Below are 18,858 nucleotides of genomic sequence, written 5' to 3' on the forward strand. Positions count from 1 at the left end.
AACGCAATCCATCCTCATTCCGCGCTCAAGATGGCTTCCCCTCGGCAGTTCATCAGGGCTAAATCAAACTAGCCGATCTGTCCGGTGAAACGGGGAGCACTCCAGTGTGGCGTCGCGTTGGCCCGTTCCGCGCTTAGGCTGCCGAGACCGCCTGATGTTCAGATATGCTACGCTTGATTTCGGGAATTATTGGATGCTTCATGTTGTCTTAAGTAATTCCCTTGAGATTGTAATTTCGTTGCTCCATGATGCTGTCGATGCAAAGAGTTTCTCGCGTCGCGCATCGTGACGATCGATGCAGATCGTTTCAGCCATGAGCATGTTTCTTTATTGCCGGTTGTTGTCATGCGCCGCTGGACTCAATTTTGATCTGCGTCCAGCCTGATCGTACGTGCGGCGGATATGATGTAGGAAGATTGCATGAATTCGGAGTTTGCCGTTCGTCCGATGCGGCCCGGTGAGTTGGAGCTTGTACTCGAATGGGCTCGACAGGAGGGATGGAACCCGGGTCTCGATGACTCGCTCGCCTTCCATGATGCAGATCCCTCCGGCTTCTTCGTCGGGGCGCTGGGCGAGGTGCCTGTCGGATCGATTTCCGTCGTCAAGTATGGCGATGCCTTCGCCTTTCTCGGCCTTTACATGGTGCATCCCGATTTTCGCGGCCGAGGATATGGCAAGGCCATCTGGGATATCGGCATGGCATCGGCTGAAGGCCGGTCGATCGGTCTCGATGGCGTCACCGCGCAGCAGGACAATTACCGCAAGGTCGGTTTTGAAACGGCCTACCAGACTGTTCGCTACGGTGGCGTGATTTCCTCCCTGCCGCAATCACCCCTGGTGGCGCACGCCGTATCCGACAAGCTCGACGGCTTGTTGCGCTACGATACGACGGTCTTTGGAGCGCCACGATCGGCCTTCGTTTCATCGTGGTGCGCGGAGCGCAAGCATCGCCGCACGGCAATCGTGCGCAAGAACGGCAAGATCCGTGGTTATGGCACGATCCGCCGCTGTTATGAGGGCTACAAGATCGGGCCGCTCTTTGCGGCTGATGTGGATAGTGCTGCCGCGCTACTGGCGGTCCTCGGGCCGGAAGCGGAGGGCGCGCAGGTCTACATCGATGTTCCCGTCAACAACAAGGATGCAGTTGCCCTTGTCGAAGGCATGGGGCTCGAGCCCGTTTTCGAGACAGCCCGCATGTATCGGGGAACGGCGCCGGCGGTGCCGCTTCGAAACGTGTTCGGCGTCACGACGCTGGAACTCGGCTAATCCATCGCGGACGCAGGCATCGCTGTTGCGGTGCCCTTCGGGCGTCCCTTCTCGGCAATGGCGATGCCGCCGAGCGCCAGAGCGAGCGCGATAACATGAAACAGCTGCAAGCTCTCACCTAGCAAGGCCACGGACAGCAACGTGCCGAAGACCGGCACGAGATTGATGAATAGTCCGGCACGATTGGCGCCGATCGATTCTACGCCCTTGATATAGAGGACCTGCGCCAGCAACGATGCGAAGATCGCCGTATAGATGGTAATGAGCCAGCCATTCTGGTCGGGCATCTGCATGGCTCCCTGCGTGCTTTCCCACAGCAGGAGCGGTATCGCGGTCAGCATCGCACCGAGCGCTGGTATCGCCATCAGCGTGCGCCAGTCGAGCGGAGGCTTCCAGCGCAGAAAGATCGTGTAGATCGAGTAGGCTGCGACCGCGATCAGCATCAGGCCATCGCCGCGATTGAGGCCGAGTTGCAGCAGGGTGGCGAGATCGCCATGCGCCGCCGTGAGCGCAACGCCTGTAAGCGTTAGACCGAAGCCAGCAATCTGGGCGAAAGAAATGGCTGTGCGGAAGAGTATAAAATTGAGCAGGAAGATCAGTATCGGAATGCCGGCCTGTTCGATTGCGACATTGATCGCTGTCGTATACTTTACTGCGGAATAGAGCATCGCGTTGAAAAGCGTGTAACCAATAATGCCGTAGAAGAAGAGCAGCGGGAGATTTTTTCGAACGACCGGCCAGTCGCGCTTCAACTGCGGTAGGGAGATTGCGGCGATCAGCGCGGTCGCCAGAAACCAGCGCAGAAAAGTCAGCATCATCGGGCTGACATGCCCGAGGGCAAGCTTGCCGGCGACAGTATTGCCGCCCCAGCAAAGGGCGGCGACGACGAGGCAGATATAGGCAGTAAATCGCACAGCCGATTCTTTCCAGCGCGTGCGGAGACGGCGCTTAGTTTCTCTTAATCAACGGGCAGGTAGCCCGCGCTTAGCTGATTTGTCACGTAAAAAGCCGATTCAGGCGGCAATACAGGGTCGCTTTCCCAAAAACAAAGTTTTATAGATGCGCGGGTTTGAGCAGGGTGCGGTTAAAACCGCCTTTAACAGGAAGACGTGAATGACGAACGTAGTCGTAGTCGGTTCGCAATGGGGTGACGAAGGCAAAGGCAAGATTGTCGATTGGCTTTCGGAACGCGCCGATGTGATCGTGCGCTATCAGGGCGGACACAATGCGGGCCACACGCTGGTCATCGACGGTGTCAGCTACAAGCTTGCCCTTCTGCCATCTGGCCTCGTGCGCGGCAAACTCAGTGTTATCGGCAATGGCGTCGTCGTCGATCCCCATCATTTCGTCGCTGAAGTCGCGAAGCTGCGCGCGCAGGGTGTCAATGTAACGCCCGAGGTGCTGCGCATCGCTGATAACGCGCCGCTGATCCTGTCGCTGCACCGCGACCTCGACGGCTTCCGTGAAGACGCCGCCTCCAACAGCGGTACGAAGATTGGCACCACCCGCCGCGGCATCGGTCCGGCCTATGAAGACAAGGTCGGCCGCCGCGCGATCCGCGCCATCGACCTCGCCGACAAGGAAGCACTGCCGGCCAAGATCGACCGTCTGCTGACGCACCACAACGCGCTGCGCCGCGGCCTCGGCCTGCCGGAGATTTCGGTGGAATCGCTGGAGAAGGAACTGAACGACGTCGCCGACCAGGTTCTGCCCTATGTCGACCAAGTCTGGCGCATCCTCGACGACCAGCGCAAGGCCGGCGCCCGCATCCTGTTCGAAGGTGCGCAGGGCGCGCTGCTCGATAACGACCACGGCACCTATCCCTTCGTCACCTCGTCGAACACGGTTGCAGGCCAGGCTGCCGCGGGTTCCGGTCTCGGCCCGACGGCAATCGGTTATGTTCTCGGCATCACCAAGGCTTACACGACGCGTGTGGGCGAAGGTCCGTTCCCGTGCGAGCTGAATGACGACGTCGGCAAGCATCTTTCGACCGTCGGCCGCGAAGTCGGCGTCAATACCGGTCGTCCGCGCCGTTGCGGCTGGTTCGATTCGGTTCTGGTCCGCCAGACGGTGAAGACATCGGGTATCACCGGCATCGCGTTGACCAAGCTCGACGTTCTCGATGGTCTCGACGAACTGAAGATCTGCGTCGCCTACAAGCTTGACGGCAAGGAGATCGATTATCTCCCCGCAAGCCAGGCGGCCCAGGCTCGTGTCGAGCCCGTCTACATTACGCTCGAAGGCTGGAAGGAATCGACCGTCGGAGCCCGTAGCTGGGCTGATCTGCCGGCGCAGGCGATCAAGTATGTCCGCCAGGTCGAAGAACTTATCGGAGCGCCCGTCGCTCTCCTGTCTACAAGTCCTGAGCGAGACGACACCATACTTGTGACCGATCCGTTTGAGGACTAAGGTCGCGGGTCATTATTTTGTGTGGTTTGGTTAACAAACCACGCTCTTTGAGAAAGTACGAATGGCGGATTTTATCGCAGTTATCCGGCGGGCGGTTGACGGCCTGACCGACAACACTCCCGAGATGCGGGTGAAGGTCTACGAGCGCGCTCGCGGTGCCGTTCAGCGGCAGCTCGAGAACATGAAGCCGCGTCCGCCGGAAGCGATGCTGCAAAGGCAGCTTGAAAAGCTCGAAGCAGCGATCCGCGAAGTAGAGGCCGAGCATGCCGTGGCGTTGCCGGCCGAGGACGACATCTCGGATGTCGAGCTCGCGCTGGAGATCCCGGCAGAGCCGATCGACGAGGCCGAGCCGGAACCCGCGGCAGCCGCGCCCGTCGCAGAGGTAGCCCCGGTCGAAGAGCCGGTTCATGAACAGCAGGCGGTGTACGAAGAGCCTCGCCACGAGGAGCCTGCTGCAGCTTCGGCGGCTCCGGCCTACGAGGAACCGGTTTATGAAGAGCCGGTCGCGCATGAAGAGCCCGTACAGCACGTCGAGGAGCCGGTTCAGAATCACGAAGAACCGGCGCAGCACTATCATGAGGCTCCCGCCGACGAGGTGGTCGAGGCTCAAGAAGAGATAGCGGCCGAGCAAGTCTACACGCCCCCGGTCCACGAGGAGGCGCCTCAGGCTTGGCACGAAGCGGAGCCGTCCTTTGCGGCTGAACCCGAGCCGGTCGAGCCGTGGCAGGCACCTCATCACGACGATGTCGTCGAGAAAGAGCCGTATCAGGAGTTCTCGCCGGAGCCGGCGGTCGAGCCCCATATCGAGTCAGCTTATGAACCGGCGCCGCAGCCGGTGGCACGTGATTTCGACCTGAGCAACCGGCTCGTCGAACCTGTGCATGTCTTCGAGCAGCAAACGGCGGAATTCGTCGAGCATGTTCGCGAAGAACCGATTCATGCTGATACCGCCGCGCATTTCGACCCGGTATGGTCCGAACATGCCGAGGAAGTCCCGGAGCCGGTCAGAAGAGACGAGCCGACCGACTGGGCGCTCGAGGAGCTCCGCCAGTTTTCGGAGAAGTCACCGGTCGCGCCGGCAAACGACGCAGCGCGGGCCTTCGAAGATGTGATTGCCGGGATCGAGCATCCGCCTGAGCCCACGAAGATGCCTGCCGCAAACGAGGGCTTCTCCTGGGAAGCGGCTGCGTTTGATGACCTGCCGCCGCTCGACAGCGGCAAGAAGGAGCAGATCAGCGCCCATTTCGATGATGGCGATCTGTTCTCCGAGGTTCACGGGACTTCGGCCGCGAAGCCCGCGCCGGCCACCAACGATGCCTGGCAGGAGGCAACGCAGCTTCGCGGTTACGACAACCGCGGCGTGGTTGCCGAAGACGATGATGGCATTTCGTCGAGCGATGTCGACAACGCCATCGCGTCGAAGTTCCAGGGCAAGAATTTCCGCATGGAGCCGAAGCGCCGTCGTTTCGGCATCGGCTCGATCGTCACGATCCTGATCGCGCTCGGCGTGGTGGGTGGAGGCGGCTATGCTGCCTGGACCAACCAGGCCGCTCTGACCGAAATGGTCAAGGGTCTTGTCAGCGCTGCGCCGTCGCAGACCGCCAAGACCGAAACGGCACCGGCAAAGCCCGATCCGGCTACGCCTGCATCGCAAGCCGGCGATCCGGCGGCAGCGAACCCGCCGCAGAAGGAAGTCGCGTCGTTGAACGACGGCTCTTCCGTCAACAGCAAGTTCACCCAGAGACTGAATGCCGACGGTACCGAAACGGATGCCGGCCCGGCCGCTGCCCCCGGCACTCAGGTCGCCGAAGGAAAGTCTGTCGCTGAGCAGAACGTGGCCGCATCCGATGCTCCGCCACCGGTCTCAGGTGGGACGCAGCCGGTTGCAGCGCCAACGCCGGGAACGGCATCTGCCGCGACGCCGACTGCCGACTCGACCACGCCAGCAGCGACCGCGCCGGTTGGCTCGAGCGAAAAAATGTTCCTCTACGAGGAGCGCATCGGCCAGAGCTCGCCGACAGCCATCCAGGGGTCGGTCGTCTGGAGCCTTCAGCACGAGGCTGGCCAGGATGGCAAGCAGGATGCCGTCGTTCGTGGCATGGTCACCGTTCCCGAGCGTAATCTGAGCGCGCAGCTGACCTTCAAGCGCAATTCCGATCCGTCGCTGCCGGCGAGCCATATCGTCGAGATCGTCTTCTCGCTGCCGCCAAACTTCGAAGGCGGCGCCATCGATGGCGTTCAGCGCATTTCGATGAAGCGGACCGAGCAGGATCGCGGCGACGCGCTTATTGCGGTTCCGGCCAAGATTACCGACGATTTCCACATGATCGCGCTGAACGATTATCCGGATGCGCGCAAAGCGAACCTCGATCTTCTGTCCAATCGTGATTGGCTTGATATCCCGATTACCTACCGCAACGGCCGCCGTGCCCTGCTGACGATGCAGAAGGGGACGACCGGCGCCGAGGCGTTTACCGCGGCGATCAAGGAATGGGCCGCTTCGGGCGACGTTTCCACCAGCCAGTAAACCGAACTGGACACAACGATCAAAGAAAAGGGCGGGTCATGGACCCGCCCTTTTTGTTGGGAAATAAACCGTGATTATGCGGTTGCTTCAACCACGCGCACGGCCTTGGCTCGTTCAAGCGCTTCCTTGCGCACGGCGTCCTGAACCTTCTCAAAGGCCCGGACTTCGATCTGCCGCACGCGTTCGCGGCTGATATCGAACTCCGTCGACAGATCCTCGAGCGTCACCGGATCTTCGGCGAGGCGGCGTGCCTCGAAGATGCGGCGTTCGCGGTCGTTGAGCACGCTCATGGCCTTGGCCAGCATGCGGCGGCGCGTATCGAGCTCGTCCTGTTCGATCAGAACAGCTTCCTGGCTGTCGTGATCGTCGACCAGCCAATCCTGCCACTGACCGGAGTCGCCTTCGGAGGCCTTGATCGGTGCGTTCAACGAGGCGTCGCCGGAAAGGCGGCGGTTCATCGAAACCACTTCTTCCTCGGAGACCTTGAGCTTGGTCGCGATCTCGGTCACGTGCTCGGGCTTCAGATCGCCTTCATCGATAGCCTGGATGCGGCCCTTGAGGCGGCGCAGGTTGAAGAAGAGACGCTTCTGATTGGCGGTGGTACCCATCTTAACGAGCGACCACGAACGCAGGATATATTCCTGGATCGAAGCCTTGATCCACCACATCGCGTAGGTCGCCAGACGGAAACCGCGCTCCGGATCGAATTTCTTCACGGCCTGCATGAGGCCGACGTTGCCTTCCGACACGACTTCGCCGATCGGCAGGCCATAGCCACGGTAGCCCATGGCAATCTTCGCCACGAGGCGCAGATGGCTGGTGACGAGCTTATGCGCAGCTTCGCGATCGCCATGCTCAGAGTAGCGCTTGGCGAGCATATATTCTTCCTGCGGCTCCAGCATCGGGAACTTGCGGATTTCGTCGAGATAACGATTGAGACCGGCTTCACCGGCCGTAATGGACGGCAAACTATTTCGGGCCATGGATTGCACCCTCCTATCTGAATTCCGGCTCCCGCTCGGACGCGTCCCTGCGTCTTCAAGGCAAACCGGGAACGTGCGGCTTGGGAAGCCCGCACGAAGTCAGTGTAGAGATAAGTATGGCGAAACAGTAGTTCAAGGCCGCCGTTCACTTCACGTTCTTGTGACGGCTGACCCGTTGCAGTCCCGTTACAGCTCGGCGTCCCTGAGCGCCTCGGTCAGTGCCACCATGTCGTCGGGCAGGGGAACTTCGAAGCGCATGAGTTCGCCGGTGCGCGGATGTTCGAACTGCAGCATGTAGGCGTGCAGGGCCTGACGTCCGAAGCTGTTGACCGCCTTCTTGGCGGCATCCGGCAGCAGGTTGGCCTTAGTCTTGAAATGCGCGCCGTAAACCATGTCGCCGAGCAGCGGGTGGCCGATATGGGCCATGTGGACGCGGATCTGATGGGTCCGGCCGGTCTCCAGGTGGCATTCGACCAGCGACGCCAGAGATAGCGAGTCCGGGGTTTCGTGGAAGCGCTCGATCACCTCGTAGTGGGTGATCGCCTCGTCGGCATCGGCGGTGCCAGGGCGCTTGACGGCGCGGCGGGTGCGGTCGCCGGTGTCGCGGCCGAGGGGGGCGTTGATACTGCCGGTCAGCGTGCGCGGACGGCCCCAGACGACGGCCTGGTAGGCGCGCTCGATGGGCATGGTGCGGCCGTGGTCGGCAAACTGGGCGGAGAGATGGCGGTGAGCCACGTCGTTCTTGGCGACGACCATGACACCGGTCGTGTCCTTGTCGAGGCGGTGAACGATGCCGGGGCGGCGGACGCCGCCGATGCCGGAAAGGCTGTCGCCGCAATGGTAGATCAGGGCGTTGACCAGCGTGCCGGTCCAGTTGCCGGCAGCGGGGTGCACAACCATGCCCGTGGGCTTCGAGATGACGATCAAGTCATCGTCCTCGTAGAGAATGTCGAGCGGGATATTCTCGCCCTTCGGCGTCGGATCTTCAGGCTCCGGAAGATTGATCTCGAAGATGTCGCCCGGGCGCACCTTCTTTTGCGGATCGGCAACGACGGCGCCCTTGGACGATACCTGACCGTCCTTGATCAGCACCTTCACGCGGCTGCGGGAGAATTCTTCACCAAGCTGGGCGGTCATCCACGCGTCGAGCCGCCCTTCCGCGTTCTCATCGGCCGTCAGGACTTTCATAATGCCGGATGCTTGTTTAAAGGGGTCACTCAAGACGCTTCTTCTCCGAAGTATTTTATAAGAATGGAACGCCAATAATGACGAAAATCCAGCCAGAAGACGATCAGGAAGAAAAACCCCTCGATCCGGCGATGGAAAGTGTCCGGCGCAAGATGATCCGCCTGCAGATCGTCTCGGGCATCATCATGTTCGTGAGCCTTATGGCGGTCTTCGGTGCGGTTGTCTACAAGACGATGCGTGCTCCGGCGAAGGATGCGGCAGCGGTGACCTCGGCAGGCGTCCCCTCCGATGCGCCGGTATCCGTGACCGCTACGCTTCCGCCCGGCTTCGTGATCCAGTCCTCTTCGCTTTCCGCTGGCCAGATTCTGTTTTTCGGCACGACGGCTGATGGTGTGATGAAGGCCCTGGTGTTCGATATCAAAGCCGGCCGTATCGTGGCGGACGTGACGATCAACGGCGGCTGAGTGCCATGACCTCGCGGCTCATCACCATCGAGAGTGCCGATGACCCACGCATCGCTGAGTTCCGCGACATTCGCGAACGCGACCTGACCGGGCGAGAAAGCCGCTTTATCGCCGAAGGCACTGTGGTTCTCAGGATGCTGGCGGCCGCGCACGGCGGGGAGGGCGACTTTGAGGCGGAGAAGGTTCTCCTGCTTCGAAATCGCGTCGATGGCGTGTCCTCGATCCTCGACGGGTTGCCCGAGACTGTCCCGGTCTATGTCGCCGAAGCGGAGGTGCTCGATCGTATCGTTGGTTTCCACTTGCACCGCGGGGTGCTGGCCCTTGGTCGCCGGAAGCCTGCCGCAGCGGACCTGATCGAGCGCCTGCCAGCGCGAGCTCTGGTGCTGGTTGGTTGCGGCATTTCAAACCACGACAATGCCGGCTCGATGTTCCGCAACGCTGCGGCGTTCAAGGCTGACGCGATCTTCCTGGACGAGACGTCCTGCGATCCCCTCTATCGCAAGGCGCTGCGTGTCTCTGTCGGGTCGGTGCTGACCGTGCCTTACCAGCGTGGCGGTGATGCCGTTGACGTGCTGACCCGCCTTGCGGAGCAGGGCTTTGCGATCTGGACACTTTCGCCGCGCGGCGAAACGGATATCCGACAGATACCGGCCTCCGATCGCATGGCCTTGGTTGTCGGGACCGAAGGCGAGGGGCTGCCGGAGGCGGTACTGTCTCGTTTCCGCACAGCGCGCATCCCGCAATCGGAAGGGCTGGACAGCCTCAACGTGGCTATGGCGACCGGTATTGCCCTGTTTGCGATGTCGTCTGCCGCGGGCCTGATCTGAGATCAGCCTGGTTCGGAAAGAACGGTTGCCGCACGCTGGGCCAGGTCCAGACGTTCGCCCTCGCGAGGCTCCGCCGGCTCCGGTAGGAGGTCACGGATCGGGGACGAGGGACCTTCGTTCAGGGCGGTCAGCGCCACCATGTTCGCCGCAATCGCCGCGATTTCTTCGCGGATCGGGCCATCATTGCCGGTGTTGGTCTTCGCCTTCAGGAGGCTTTCTGAAACCGCGGCACTTCTTGCGCGGACCTCCTCAGCAAGACGTGCAGCAACGGCGGCTGTGTCGAGTTCAGATGGCATCGCGCTCTCCGGCGGTTGCTTTTCAGAGACCAGTTCTGTGGTCACGGTGGCGAGACCTGCATTGCGCAGCGCACGGTTGGCTTTGCGCAGGTCCGCGTTTACGGCTTTCACCTGTTCCTTAAGCTTGGCAATGTCCTGCTGCCGGCGTCCGAGCAGCGTCGTCTTCTCCGACAGCGCAGCGGCATCGCGTGCCGCCCTGTCTTCAAAGCGGATGACGGTATGCTCCTGCTGGGATAGTTTCTGCTCGGCCTCTTTGGCGCGCTTCTGGAGCAGGCTGGCGTCCTGACGGAGATTGTCGCGCTCGATGCGAAGCGTGCCCGACTTGAATGTCAGGCTTTCGATCTGGGTGTCGCGGGCGGCCATATCGATCTTGAGGTTGTCCGCCTGTTCGGCCAGCTTGTTCAGCCGCGTCCGCAGCGCATCCAACTCCCCATCCTTCGCAGCACCAGCCTGTTCGGCAATATGCAGGCTGGTCTTCAGCTGGCTGATATAGTTCTCATCCTTGCGCAGATGGGAGCGAAGCTCGGCTGCCTCGACGCTCATGTCGCCGATCTGCGCCTGCAGGGCACTGATCTCGGATGCAAACTTGCCGGCATCGAGGGCGACCGAGTCATGCTTCAGCTGCAGAGACAGGGATTTTTCGCGCTCGCGGACGAGGTCCTGCGTGGTGCGCGCATTCTCGGCTGCATAAAGGGCACGCACCATGTCTTTCTGGGCGCGGACTTCCTGCGGGCTTAACGGCATGGTCGCCCGCATCCGGTTCTCGGTGTACCAAACGATGCGTCGATGGATTGCGGGCGATACCAGAAAGGCGAGGAACGCCGCGGTCAGGAAACCCAATCCGAACAACAGAGCATATTCGATCACGGCGTTGCCACTGCTTCCAGGAATTGATTTGCGTCAGCGCTAATCATTAAGCGGACGACCGGCATAGAGCAAGTGGCGGAAAGGCGACGCTCCAAGAGAGTTCGTCGCCTCGTGCCGATCAGAAGGGGTTCCAGGTCGGGTTCGGCGTAACCTTGAGGTAGCCGACGTTCAGGCCGAGGCGGGCGCCGACGCCGGTCCGGATCGGAACGACGAGCACGTTGTTGTTCTTGAGCAGCGTCATCCCGAAGCCGGCGATCACGAAAGCCTGGCCGCTGACGCCGCCGAACCGGGCGTAGATCGCGTCGGTGGAGGGAAGGTCGTACACCAGCATCATCACCCGCGTGCCCTGGCCGCCGTAGTCGATGCCGAGGGACGGCCCCTGCCAGTAGAGCGAGTGCTCACCGGCATTCTTGGTGTTCAGCTGCCCTTCGCCGTAGGTGAGACCGGCTATGAATGCACCGGATCCTTCCTGTCCAAGGACATAGCCATTGGGCAAGCCGTACTTCTGGAAGGCTGCCTCGACGACCTTGGCAAGGCCGCCACTTGTCGAGCCGAAGAACGAATGACCGGCGTCAACGATCTCCTGCATCGTGTACTGGCTGCTGTTGGCCTCTTGCGCGGATGCCTGCGTCGAGGCAAGCATCGCCAGCGGAAGAGTCAACGCAACGAATAACCGGCAGAAGGCGGTCAGTCTTCCGAAGATTTGAGGGCGCATGGGTGTCATCCGTTCATCATGGTCGGTTCGGTAGGCCGTTTCCGGCGTTTCATTCATTTTGCGCGGATGGTCTTAACAATCGGTTTACCAAATATGGTGTCATTATGGCGCCGAATACGCGCGCAAACTTCGTGCAATTTTGATGACGCAAGATATACGGCGAAATGAGCCTATCGCCCTCAGGAGACGATGATGTCGAAGAATCCCAACCTTACTCTGACAGGTCCCGATCTGGCAGCATTGCTGTGCAGCCGGGTTTGCCATGACGTGATTTCTCCCGTCGGAGCCATCAACAATGGCCTGGAACTGCTTGACGAGGGCGGCGCCGACGCGGATGCGATGGATCTTATTCGTACAAGTGCGCTGAATGCTTCGGTTCGCCTCAAGTTCGCGCGGCTTGCCTTCGGCGCCTCGGGCTCCGTCGGTGCCTCGATCGATACCGGCGAGGCCGAGCGGGCCGCCAAGGACTTCGCCGCTGCTGAAAAGAAGACCGAGGTCACCTGGACCGGTCCACGTGCCATCATCGCGAAGAACCGCGTCAAGCTCCTGCTGAACCTGTTTCTGGTTGCCTATTCGTCGATCCCGCGCGGCGGCTCGCTTGAAATCACACTGGAAAATCCGGAATTCGACGCAAAGTTCAAGATCGTTGCCAAGGGCAAGCTGATGCGCCTGCCGCCGAAGTTCGTGGAAATTTCCACGCGCGAGATCGAGGAAGCCGTCGATGCCCACTCGATCCAGCCCTACTACACAGTGCTCCTCGCCGAAGAATGCGGCATGGAACTGGGCCACAGCGCGACTGCGGAAGAGATTGTTTTCACCGCCGAAGTACCGGCTGCCTGATGCGCTTCGGCGCATCATTTGCAGCGCCGAAGTAACAATTCCTTAGCCTAATGTTTCTATCGTCGGCTGATATAACGCCCGATACCACAAAAATTGGGCGAAGGAGCAGCTATGCAGAGATTCATGATCACTGACGCATCTGACGTTGTTCGCAAGGTCGGGAGGCGCATTCTCTCAGAGCTCGATTTTCTTGTCAGCGAAGCATCCAATGTAAGCGAAGCGCTGTCTCGCTGCGGGGCAGAGCTCCCGGACTATGTGATCGTTGATTCGGGCATGGACGGCGCCCTGGAGCTGATTGCCGGCATCCGCGCCATGGAAGGCGGCAAAGAGGTAAAGATCTACTACTGCGTGATCGAGGCCGACCTCAAGAAGCTGATGATGGGCAAGCGGGCAGGGGCCACGGATTTCCTGCTGAAGCCATTCGACCGGAAGATCCTGACCGCAGTCTTCGGCAACCGCGCCGTCGCCGCATAACCAATCGACAAATCCAATCCCGGACCGAGCCGCTTGTTTCAAGCGGCTTTTTTATTGCTTTACAGACAAAAAAATCCCGCCGAAACGGCGGGATTCTTGTTGCTCGATGGCAAAAGGGGCGGACGCGTCAGGCGGTTTCGGCGTATTCGGCGCCATCCGGCTCGCGCAGCACGTAGCCACGGCCCCAGACAGTCTCGATGTAATTGGCGCCGCCGGCTGCATTTGCTAGCTTCTTGCGCAGCTTGCAGATGAAAACGTCGATGATCTTCAGTTCAGGCTCGTCCATGCCGCCGTAGAGGTGGTTCAGGAACATTTCCTTGGTGAGCGTGGTGCCCTTGCGGAGCGAAAGCAGCTCCAGCATCTGATATTCCTTGCCCGTCAGGTGCACGCGCTGGCCGCCGACTTCGACGGTCTTGGCGTCGAGGTTGACGATCAGTTCGCCGGTCATGATGACCGACTGGGCATGGCCCTTGGAACGACGGACGATCGCATGAATGCGCGCGACCAGTTCGTCCTTGTGGAACGGCTTGGTCATGTAGTCGTCGGCACCGAAGCCGAGACCGCGAACCTTGTCTTCAATACCGGCCATGCCGGAGAGAATCAGGATCGGTGTTTTGACCTTGGACAGACGGAGAGTGCGCAGCACTTCATATCCGGACATGTCTGGAAGGTTGAGATCAAGGAGGATGATATCATAATCATACAACTTGCCGAGATCGACGCCCTCTTCACCTAGATCGGTGGTGTAGACGTTGAAACTTTCTGATTTGAGCATCAGTTCGATGCTCTGCGCTGTCGCGCTATCATCTTCGATGAGTAGTACCCGCATTCTTATCCCCTTTACCGCCGCCGAAAGGTGGTCTGGCCCCTACGCGATACCGAACATGTCACTGCGTGATTTGGAAGCTGCCACGAAATGGTTAACAAATTCTGATTCACTCTGGCAAGAGGTAACGAATTTATTAAATATTTTACCCATTACGCTGTTTTCCAACGAGAATCCGCAAAGCTCACTCCTCAACTGTTACATTAAGAAGGGCCGGTAAGCGATTCATTCGACTCACCAATGAAACAGGCCGGAAATCGCGTAGTTGTGTTTACCGACCCTTAAATCATCGGCACTATCATTAACGATGCCCGTAAACGAAAGGTTACCAGCGGTAGGTTTTTGTTAACACCGAGGGAAATTTTTTGGGCAGGCCGTGTCAAAGCGGCTCGCAGGGGCGGTTTCAAGTGGAGCCGGGGTCTCGCATCACTGGAGTAATGCGTATGAAGTCGCGTGAGAGCCTAACTCGCCTGAAAGAGTTTCAGGTGAATGAAAAACGTCGTCAACTGCAGCAATTGCAGATGATGATGTCCGAATTTGACCGGATGACGAAGGATCTGGAGAGCCAGATCGTCGTCGAGGAAAAGAAGTCCGGCATTTCCGACCCGAATCACTTCGCCTATCCGACCTTCGCAAAGGCAGCACGCCAGCGCGCGGACAATCTTCAGGTTTCGATCAAGGAACTGAGGATGCAGGAAGAGGCTTTGGAGCAATCGCTCGAAGAGATGCAGGCGGAATATGCACGTGCTGCCGCGCTTGAAGAGCGCGACGGTGCAATCCGGGCACGGGCCTAAGCCAGGGTGACAGGCGCCTGACGGCGCCAGGGTGTCATCTCATAAAAGCCATGCATGGTGGGCGTGCTGCCCGTCATACATGGCTTTTGGCGTTTTTTGATTCGTCAGTTGACGACGTCGCGCCATTCTTCGTGGCGCTGCGACTGGGCCTTGAAGAAGGGGCACAGCGGGAAAATCTTCCAGCCGCCCTTTCTGGCTTCTTCCACGGCATGCAATGCCAATGCTTGGCCAACACCCTTGCCACGCAGAGCATCAGGAACGCCGGTGTGATCGATGATCACGAGTTTCGGTGATGTCCGGGAATAGGTCATCTCAGCCTGATGACCGTCGAGTTCGGCGACGTATCTGCCGCCCGATGCATTTTCTTCGTTGGTGATTTTCACTGCCATATTCCTCTCGACTGTGTCGATCGGCAAATTGGCATGGCGCCGCGTTTCCGCAAAGCTGCCTGAAGGAGACGCACTGTTCGCTGAAAGGGGCAGGGGACGTGGAGACGGCGACGGCGTTCATCCTTTCCCTGAACCATTGCTTGCCCGGCCTTGGGCCGAGTGGTCTTTGTGGACCTCGGCCGAGCTGAAGCATCGATTCAATGAATTGGCGACGATAGTGCCTGCAGTATATCAATGACTTCGGGCCGGCGTCAGATCCCTACTAGGGATGTGCGTTCGGCCCGAAAAATTACGATAGGCTTCAAAAATTGATCAATGGCGGTACTGCTGGATGCGCGTCGTGCGCAAACCGGCCAGACCGTGGCTATTAATGGATGACTGCCAGGAGAGGAACTCTTCCACAGTCAGCGTGTAACGTTCGCAGGCTTCTTCCAAGCTCAGCAGGCCACCGCGCACCGCGGCGACAACCTCTGCCTTGCGACGGATTACCCAGCGCCGGGTATTCGGCGGCGGAAGATCCGCAATCGTCAGCGGGCTGCCATCGGGGCCGATGACATATTTCACTCGGGGACGTATCATTTCGGTCATTGGACTCTCTACACAACTCAAGACCACGAGAGCCACTCTAGCTTGTCACATTTAAAAATTGCCTAAGCACAAAGTAAGACTTTGATAACAACTTTAAGCGCCAACCTTTGTCGAGGCGATTTGGGGACCCGATACGCCTTCCGTTAGGTAAACTTGTACTCAGCGCATAGGAGCCATGCGCAATGGTTATTGTTTAATTGATCTCCATCAATTTATAAGCACTGCAACATAAATGCGCTGCTAGACCCTCGTCTCCGTTCTTCTCATCTTGTCCGGAATGACCGCGGCTACCGCTTCGCCTCTTGGCGATCCGGGCGTGTCTGCTTTTCCGGTACTCGAAATCCCCTTGTTTTGGAGAGAAGCTCGAGCCGGAGCCGGCCGCCAAGGGACGAAAATCAATGAGGAAGCCTGTGCGCGCCGTCCGTGACGGCGTGGAGGATACTGTTTTTCCGCATTCGGACAGGGTGCCGAAAACTCCAGCATCAATGATTGGTGAGCGCCTTGGTGAAATGGCGCGACGTACAGGCCACAGCTTCTATCTGCTGGCTGCATTTCCGCGCGGCGACCGCGCCGGTTTTGCCGTCAACTGTCTTGCTACGAATTGGCCGCAAGAGATCACCGACTTTTACGAAGATGCTGATCTTTTCTATTGCTGCAAGCTCGTGAACCGGCTGAAACGATCGGTGATGCCGGTTTTTTGCGACAAGGCGCCGTTCGAGAGCACGGCGGCGAACCAGGAAAACCCTGAGCTTGTGAAACTCTTCAGAACGCATGGATTGAAGAACACGTTCGCGTTCACACTGCATGACGCCGATCTCAGACAGTATATTTTTGCCTTCTCCGGGGATCGGGCCAAAGCCAGCCGCGACGAAGCGATGGCGCAAGTTTTCCTCGCGATGGAATTTCTGGAAATGTTTTCCCAGGATTATCCTGTGGAACGCCCGTCCGAGAGCCTCAGCAATCGCGAGATCGAATGTCTGCGCTGGTCGGCGGCGGGCAAGAGCAGCGAAGAGATCGCGATCATCCTGGATCTCTCGTCCCACACGGTCGTCGGCTATCTGAAAAGCGCGATGCGCAAACTGGATTCGGTCAATCGCATGCAGGCCGTCGCTCGCGCCTTTCGCTATCGGTTGCTGTAGCTCTACAGCATGATCACGAAGAGTTCGGTCTTTGCCGGGCCGAACTCGTAGAGCGCCGAGCCGGTGTGAAGAATCGCCAGCCAGTCGCCCTCATCGAGCCAGGCGACGGTGGCAACCGATTGTTGCGCAGGATTGGCCGAGGCGGCTCCTTCGGCAGAGCCCAAGACCGTGACGCCATTCTTCTCGATCGAGGCCACGTGTCCTGAGGACGACAGGGTCCTGAGACCAAGCGACAGCAGATAGAAGCCGCTTGCCGGGACGAGCAATCGACTGCCGGCACCCGAGGAAACCGCCGCTCCCAGCGCAAATCCACTTTGAAGGACCGGCATGTCATCAAAGCCGCTCCTGCTGCCCGTTGCGGGCGTCGCGGTGCCTGCGGATCTCGAAGTCCGCACGATCGGACGCGCCGGCGTTCTTACGACACCGCCTTGCGAGACATGCAGCGCCGTCTGCCAGTCGGTGCCGTTGTTGCTGACCTTGATCGAGAACTCGTCGTTGCCGGCGAGCCCCATTTCGGCACGGCCGGACCATGCTGTCTGGAAGAGCAGGGATCCGGTGTCGGAGGCGCTCGCCTTGTTGACCTTTAGCTGATGACCGCTCCCGACATGGCTGAAAAGGCTTGCCTCGGAGGCCACCGACAATCGATTGACCGCGTCCGGCGTCGCATTGATGCCAATCATTGGCACTGAGCTATCGCCGGCAAAGGGTACGGTATTCCAAGCCGCGCCGTCGTACGAGCGCAGCTGTCCCGATGCGGTGAAGAATCCGCACCACCCGGCCTTCGGGCTCAGATACAGCCAAGCGCCATCCTGCCACACGGCAAGCATTCCACTCTTTCCGGTCCAGATGCCGCTTGCGCCCGCCGCAACGAGGTAGCATGCGCCCTCCGCAGCGTCTTCGGGTGGTGCTGCTGATTCGTCCGTGATCGTCAGTTGGACGAGCGCGTCGAGGCGTTGGAGAGCCTCGTTGTGGGTTACGTGTTTCTGAGCCTGCGAGGGCAGGATGAAAGGCAAGGCGAGGTTAGCGGTCTGTTCGGACACGATAGGCGGCTCCCGATTTCGCCGCGCATGTTGCCGGCGTGGTTCATCGCCGCAATGCTAGGAGCCTCGCCGCAGGGGAGTATGAAAACGTCAGCGTGTGCTTGATTTCTCTCGATGTTTTGCGGTTCTCATGCCCGCTCCACGACACTCTTTCCACCCCAGGAGATGAAGTTCGGGTTCGCAAAATCGACGTCGTGGCTCTGGCCGATCTTGCCATAGGTTAGCGGTAGGCCATCGAGCGTGACGGTGGTGCCGCCCGCTGCGCGCAAAACGGCGTCTCCCGCCGCTGTGTCCCACTCCATCGTGCGCGTGAAGCGCGGGTACACATCAGCTTCGCCTTCCGCCAGGAGGCAGAACTTCAAGGACGAGCCGATGTTGGTGCAGTCCGAGATCGATTGCTCGGCCAGGAAATGGGCAGTCTGCGGGCTGTCGTGGGACCTGCTCGCGAGCGCCGTGCGCCTAGCTGGCTGCGCACGCACGCCGATGTCGTGCCTGCGTGCGACCTGAAAACCATCGTCGACATACAGCTTCTCGGCCCTCGCGCCCTCGCCACAAAAGGCGATGCCGAGGGCAGGGGCGAAGACGATTCCGGCGACCGGCTTGCCATCGACGATATAGGCGATGTTGACGGTAAATTCGCGCCGTTTGTCGACGAACTCGCGCGTGCCGTCCAGTGGATCGACGAGAAAGAACGATGTGCCGATGGCGGGAACGATGCCGCCGGCGACCGATTCTTCGGCGATGATGGGGATCTCAGGGAAGTCACGCTGCAGGTGTGAGATGATGATTCGCTCGGCCTTTTCATCGGCGATGGTGACTGGACTGTTGTCCGCCTTCTTCGCGGCAGGACAGCCGTCGAGAAAGATCGTCATGATCACCTTGCCCGCTTCGATGGCGGCGCGTTCGAATGTTTCGAGCATGGCTCGCCTTCCGAATGACCTGTCTTATGCAACCAATGTCGGAATAGACACCGGGCACAGCGAATTCAATACTTACGCCTGTCTATCATTTGTTGCGCCAACAGGCAGCGGCGCGCGGCCGATTCTTCGTCGCCCTGGTATGTCGATATATAAGCGATCCAAAGGAGGATTGCAGGTGCCACCCGTGACCTCGAAGATGCCCCGAAACTGGTGTCGGCAGATGCTATCGCTTGCCCTTTGCCGGTACTTTTAAGGGGCTCCGTCTCAGTGTCATACAGCGCAATGTGGTCAAAAGAGGCGTTTTTA

At 59.7% G+C, this 18,858-nt stretch carries 19 protein-coding genes; 9 read left to right on the forward strand and 10 right to left on the reverse strand.

Annotated elements, in window-relative coordinates:
- The first annotated feature begins 420 nt into the window (after nucleotides 1-420).
- Nucleotides 421-1,266 carry a GNAT family N-acetyltransferase gene (locus tag QTL94_RS19435; protein ID WP_065691185.1) on the forward strand — a complete coding sequence of 282 codons (846 nt, stop codon included), beginning with the start codon at nucleotides 421-423 and terminating at the stop codon, nucleotides 1,264-1,266.
- Here the strand turns inward: QTL94_RS19435 and QTL94_RS19440 are convergent.
- Nucleotides 1,263-2,180 (reverse strand): DMT family transporter, encoded by a 918-nt coding sequence (locus QTL94_RS19440; protein WP_289802938.1) that lies wholly within the window; start codon nucleotides 2,178-2,180, stop codon nucleotides 1,263-1,265. The two genes, QTL94_RS19435 and QTL94_RS19440, sit on opposite strands and share 4 nt — an antisense overlap.
- 199 nt (nucleotides 2,181-2,379) lie before the next feature.
- Here QTL94_RS19440 and QTL94_RS19445 point away from each other — a divergent pair, with 199 nt between their 5' ends.
- Together QTL94_RS19445 and QTL94_RS19450 are read left to right on the forward strand one after the other, a co-directional pair.
- Nucleotides 2,380-3,675, forward strand: coding sequence for an adenylosuccinate synthase (locus tag QTL94_RS19445; protein ID WP_065691183.1), 1,296 nt, complete (start codon nucleotides 2,380-2,382; stop codon nucleotides 3,673-3,675).
- A 61-nt stretch (nucleotides 3,676-3,736) separates the two neighbouring features.
- Nucleotides 3,737-6,202 (forward strand): hypothetical protein, encoded by a 2,466-nt coding sequence (locus QTL94_RS19450; protein WP_289802939.1) that lies wholly within the window; start codon nucleotides 3,737-3,739, stop codon nucleotides 6,200-6,202.
- A gap of 74 nt (nucleotides 6,203-6,276) precedes the next feature.
- Here the strand turns inward: QTL94_RS19450 and rpoH are convergent, their stop codons facing one another.
- Nucleotides 6,277-7,185 (reverse strand): RNA polymerase sigma factor RpoH, encoded by a 909-nt coding sequence (rpoH, locus tag QTL94_RS19455; RefSeq protein WP_065691181.1) that lies wholly within the window; start codon nucleotides 7,183-7,185, stop codon nucleotides 6,277-6,279.
- A 186-nt stretch (nucleotides 7,186-7,371) separates the two neighbouring features.
- The gene (locus QTL94_RS19460; RefSeq protein ID WP_289802940.1) at nucleotides 7,372-8,406 is read right to left on the reverse strand and encodes an RluA family pseudouridine synthase; all 1,035 of its coding nucleotides are present in this window, start codon (nucleotides 8,404-8,406) and stop codon (nucleotides 7,372-7,374) included.
- Nucleotides 8,407-8,450: 44 nt separating this feature from the next.
- Between QTL94_RS19460 and QTL94_RS19465 the strand changes: the two genes are divergently transcribed.
- Complete coding sequence (locus QTL94_RS19465; RefSeq protein WP_289802941.1) at nucleotides 8,451-8,837, forward strand: hypothetical protein; 387 nt, start codon at nucleotides 8,451-8,453, stop codon at nucleotides 8,835-8,837.
- A 5-nt stretch (nucleotides 8,838-8,842) separates the two neighbouring features.
- Nucleotides 8,843-9,664: a TrmH family RNA methyltransferase gene (locus QTL94_RS19470; RefSeq protein ID WP_289802942.1), complete on the forward strand. Its 822-nt coding sequence runs from the start codon at nucleotides 8,843-8,845 to the stop codon at nucleotides 9,662-9,664.
- A gap of 2 nt (nucleotides 9,665-9,666) precedes the next feature.
- Here QTL94_RS19470 and QTL94_RS19475 read toward each other — a convergent pair whose 3' ends face one another.
- Nucleotides 9,667-10,827, reverse strand: coding sequence for a coiled-coil domain-containing protein (locus QTL94_RS19475; protein WP_289802943.1), 1,161 nt, complete (start codon nucleotides 10,825-10,827; stop codon nucleotides 9,667-9,669).
- A 118-nt stretch (nucleotides 10,828-10,945) separates the two neighbouring features.
- Nucleotides 10,946-11,542, reverse strand: a complete 597-nt coding sequence (locus tag QTL94_RS19480) for a DUF1134 domain-containing protein (RefSeq protein WP_502944161.1) — start codon at nucleotides 11,540-11,542, stop codon at nucleotides 10,946-10,948.
- A 189-nt stretch (nucleotides 11,543-11,731) separates the two neighbouring features.
- On the opposite strand from QTL94_RS19480, the gene chpT reads away from it, so the two are divergent.
- Entirely contained in the window at nucleotides 11,732-12,382 is a 651-nt protein-coding gene (chpT, locus tag QTL94_RS19485; protein ID WP_198928693.1) for a histidine phosphotransferase ChpT, read from the forward strand.
- A gap of 111 nt (nucleotides 12,383-12,493) precedes the next feature.
- A complete protein-coding gene (locus QTL94_RS19490) occupies nucleotides 12,494-12,856 on the forward strand; it encodes a response regulator (protein WP_065691175.1) in 363 nt (120 codons plus the stop codon).
- A 127-nt stretch (nucleotides 12,857-12,983) separates the two neighbouring features.
- Here QTL94_RS19490 and ctrA read toward each other — a convergent pair whose 3' ends face one another.
- Nucleotides 12,984-13,685: a response regulator transcription factor CtrA gene (gene ctrA, locus QTL94_RS19495; RefSeq protein WP_003542362.1), complete on the reverse strand. Its 702-nt coding sequence runs from the start codon at nucleotides 13,683-13,685 to the stop codon at nucleotides 12,984-12,986.
- Nucleotides 13,686-14,125: 440 nt separating this feature from the next.
- Here ctrA and QTL94_RS19500 point away from each other — a divergent pair, with 440 nt between their 5' ends.
- The gene (locus tag QTL94_RS19500) at nucleotides 14,126-14,476 is read left to right on the forward strand and encodes a flagellar export protein FliJ (RefSeq protein WP_065691174.1); all 351 of its coding nucleotides are present in this window, start codon (nucleotides 14,126-14,128) and stop codon (nucleotides 14,474-14,476) included.
- Nucleotides 14,477-14,580: 104 nt separating this feature from the next.
- On the opposite strand, the gene QTL94_RS19505 is transcribed toward QTL94_RS19500, so the two are convergent.
- Nucleotides 14,581-14,859, reverse strand: coding sequence for a GNAT family N-acetyltransferase (locus QTL94_RS19505; protein WP_065691242.1), 279 nt, complete (start codon nucleotides 14,857-14,859; stop codon nucleotides 14,581-14,583).
- A gap of 318 nt (nucleotides 14,860-15,177) precedes the next feature.
- Nucleotides 15,178-15,453: a CtrA inhibitor SciP gene (gene sciP, locus QTL94_RS19510; RefSeq protein WP_007533628.1), complete on the reverse strand. Its 276-nt coding sequence runs from the start codon at nucleotides 15,451-15,453 to the stop codon at nucleotides 15,178-15,180.
- Nucleotides 15,454-15,851: 398 nt separating this feature from the next.
- Between sciP and QTL94_RS19515 the strand changes: the two genes are divergently transcribed.
- A complete protein-coding gene (locus QTL94_RS19515) occupies nucleotides 15,852-16,592 on the forward strand; it encodes a helix-turn-helix transcriptional regulator (RefSeq protein ID WP_289802986.1) in 741 nt (246 codons plus the stop codon).
- Between the two features lie 2 nt (nucleotides 16,593-16,594).
- On the opposite strand, the gene QTL94_RS19520 is transcribed toward QTL94_RS19515, so the two are convergent.
- Together QTL94_RS19520 and cysQ are read right to left on the reverse strand one after the other, a co-directional pair.
- On the reverse strand, nucleotides 16,595-17,632 hold the full coding sequence (locus QTL94_RS19520; protein WP_289802944.1) for a DUF2793 domain-containing protein: 1,038 nt from the start codon (nucleotides 17,630-17,632) through the stop codon (nucleotides 16,595-16,597).
- Between the two features lie 128 nt (nucleotides 17,633-17,760).
- Nucleotides 17,761-18,552 (reverse strand): 3'(2'),5'-bisphosphate nucleotidase CysQ, encoded by a 792-nt coding sequence (gene cysQ, locus QTL94_RS19525; protein ID WP_289802945.1) that lies wholly within the window; start codon nucleotides 18,550-18,552, stop codon nucleotides 17,761-17,763.
- Between the last annotated feature and the right edge of the window lie 306 nt (nucleotides 18,553-18,858).

The sequence above is a fragment of the Rhizobium sp. S96 genome (assembly GCF_030382195.1).
In the GTDB taxonomy this organism is placed as follows: Bacteria; Pseudomonadota; Alphaproteobacteria; order Rhizobiales; family Rhizobiaceae; genus Rhizobium.

Excerpts from the sequence above, each read along its gene's own strand:
- QTL94_RS19435 (WP_065691185.1), top strand. The coding sequence starts at position 421 with ATGAATTCGGAGTTTGCCGTTCGTCCGATGCGGCCCGGTGAGTTGGAG.
- QTL94_RS19445 (WP_065691183.1), top strand. The coding sequence starts at position 2,380 with ATGACGAACGTAGTCGTAGTCGGTTCGCAATGGGGTGACGAAGGCAAA.
- QTL94_RS19450 (WP_289802939.1), top strand. The coding sequence starts at position 3,737 with ATGGCGGATTTTATCGCAGTTATCCGGCGGGCGGTTGACGGCCTGACC.
- rpoH (WP_065691181.1), bottom strand. The coding sequence starts at position 7,185 with ATGGCCCGAAATAGTTTGCCGTCCATTACGGCCGGTGAAGCCGGTCTC.
- QTL94_RS19465 (WP_289802941.1), top strand. The coding sequence starts at position 8,451 with ATGACGAAAATCCAGCCAGAAGACGATCAGGAAGAAAAACCCCTCGAT.
- QTL94_RS19470 (WP_289802942.1), top strand. The coding sequence starts at position 8,843 with ATGACCTCGCGGCTCATCACCATCGAGAGTGCCGATGACCCACGCATC.
- QTL94_RS19480 (WP_502944161.1), bottom strand. The coding sequence starts at position 11,542 with ATGCGCCCTCAAATCTTCGGAAGACTGACCGCCTTCTGCCGGTTATTC.
- chpT (WP_198928693.1), top strand. The coding sequence starts at position 11,732 with ATGATGTCGAAGAATCCCAACCTTACTCTGACAGGTCCCGATCTGGCA.
- QTL94_RS19490 (WP_065691175.1), top strand. The coding sequence starts at position 12,494 with ATGCAGAGATTCATGATCACTGACGCATCTGACGTTGTTCGCAAGGTC.
- ctrA (WP_003542362.1), bottom strand. The coding sequence starts at position 13,685 with ATGCGGGTACTACTCATCGAAGATGATAGCGCGACAGCGCAGAGCATC.
- QTL94_RS19500 (WP_065691174.1), top strand. The coding sequence starts at position 14,126 with ATGAAGTCGCGTGAGAGCCTAACTCGCCTGAAAGAGTTTCAGGTGAAT.
- sciP (WP_007533628.1), bottom strand. The coding sequence starts at position 15,453 with ATGACCGAAATGATACGTCCCCGAGTGAAATATGTCATCGGCCCCGAT.
- QTL94_RS19515 (WP_289802986.1), top strand. The coding sequence starts at position 15,852 with ATGAGGAAGCCTGTGCGCGCCGTCCGTGACGGCGTGGAGGATACTGTT.
- cysQ (WP_289802945.1), bottom strand. The coding sequence starts at position 18,552 with ATGCTCGAAACATTCGAACGCGCCGCCATCGAAGCGGGCAAGGTGATC.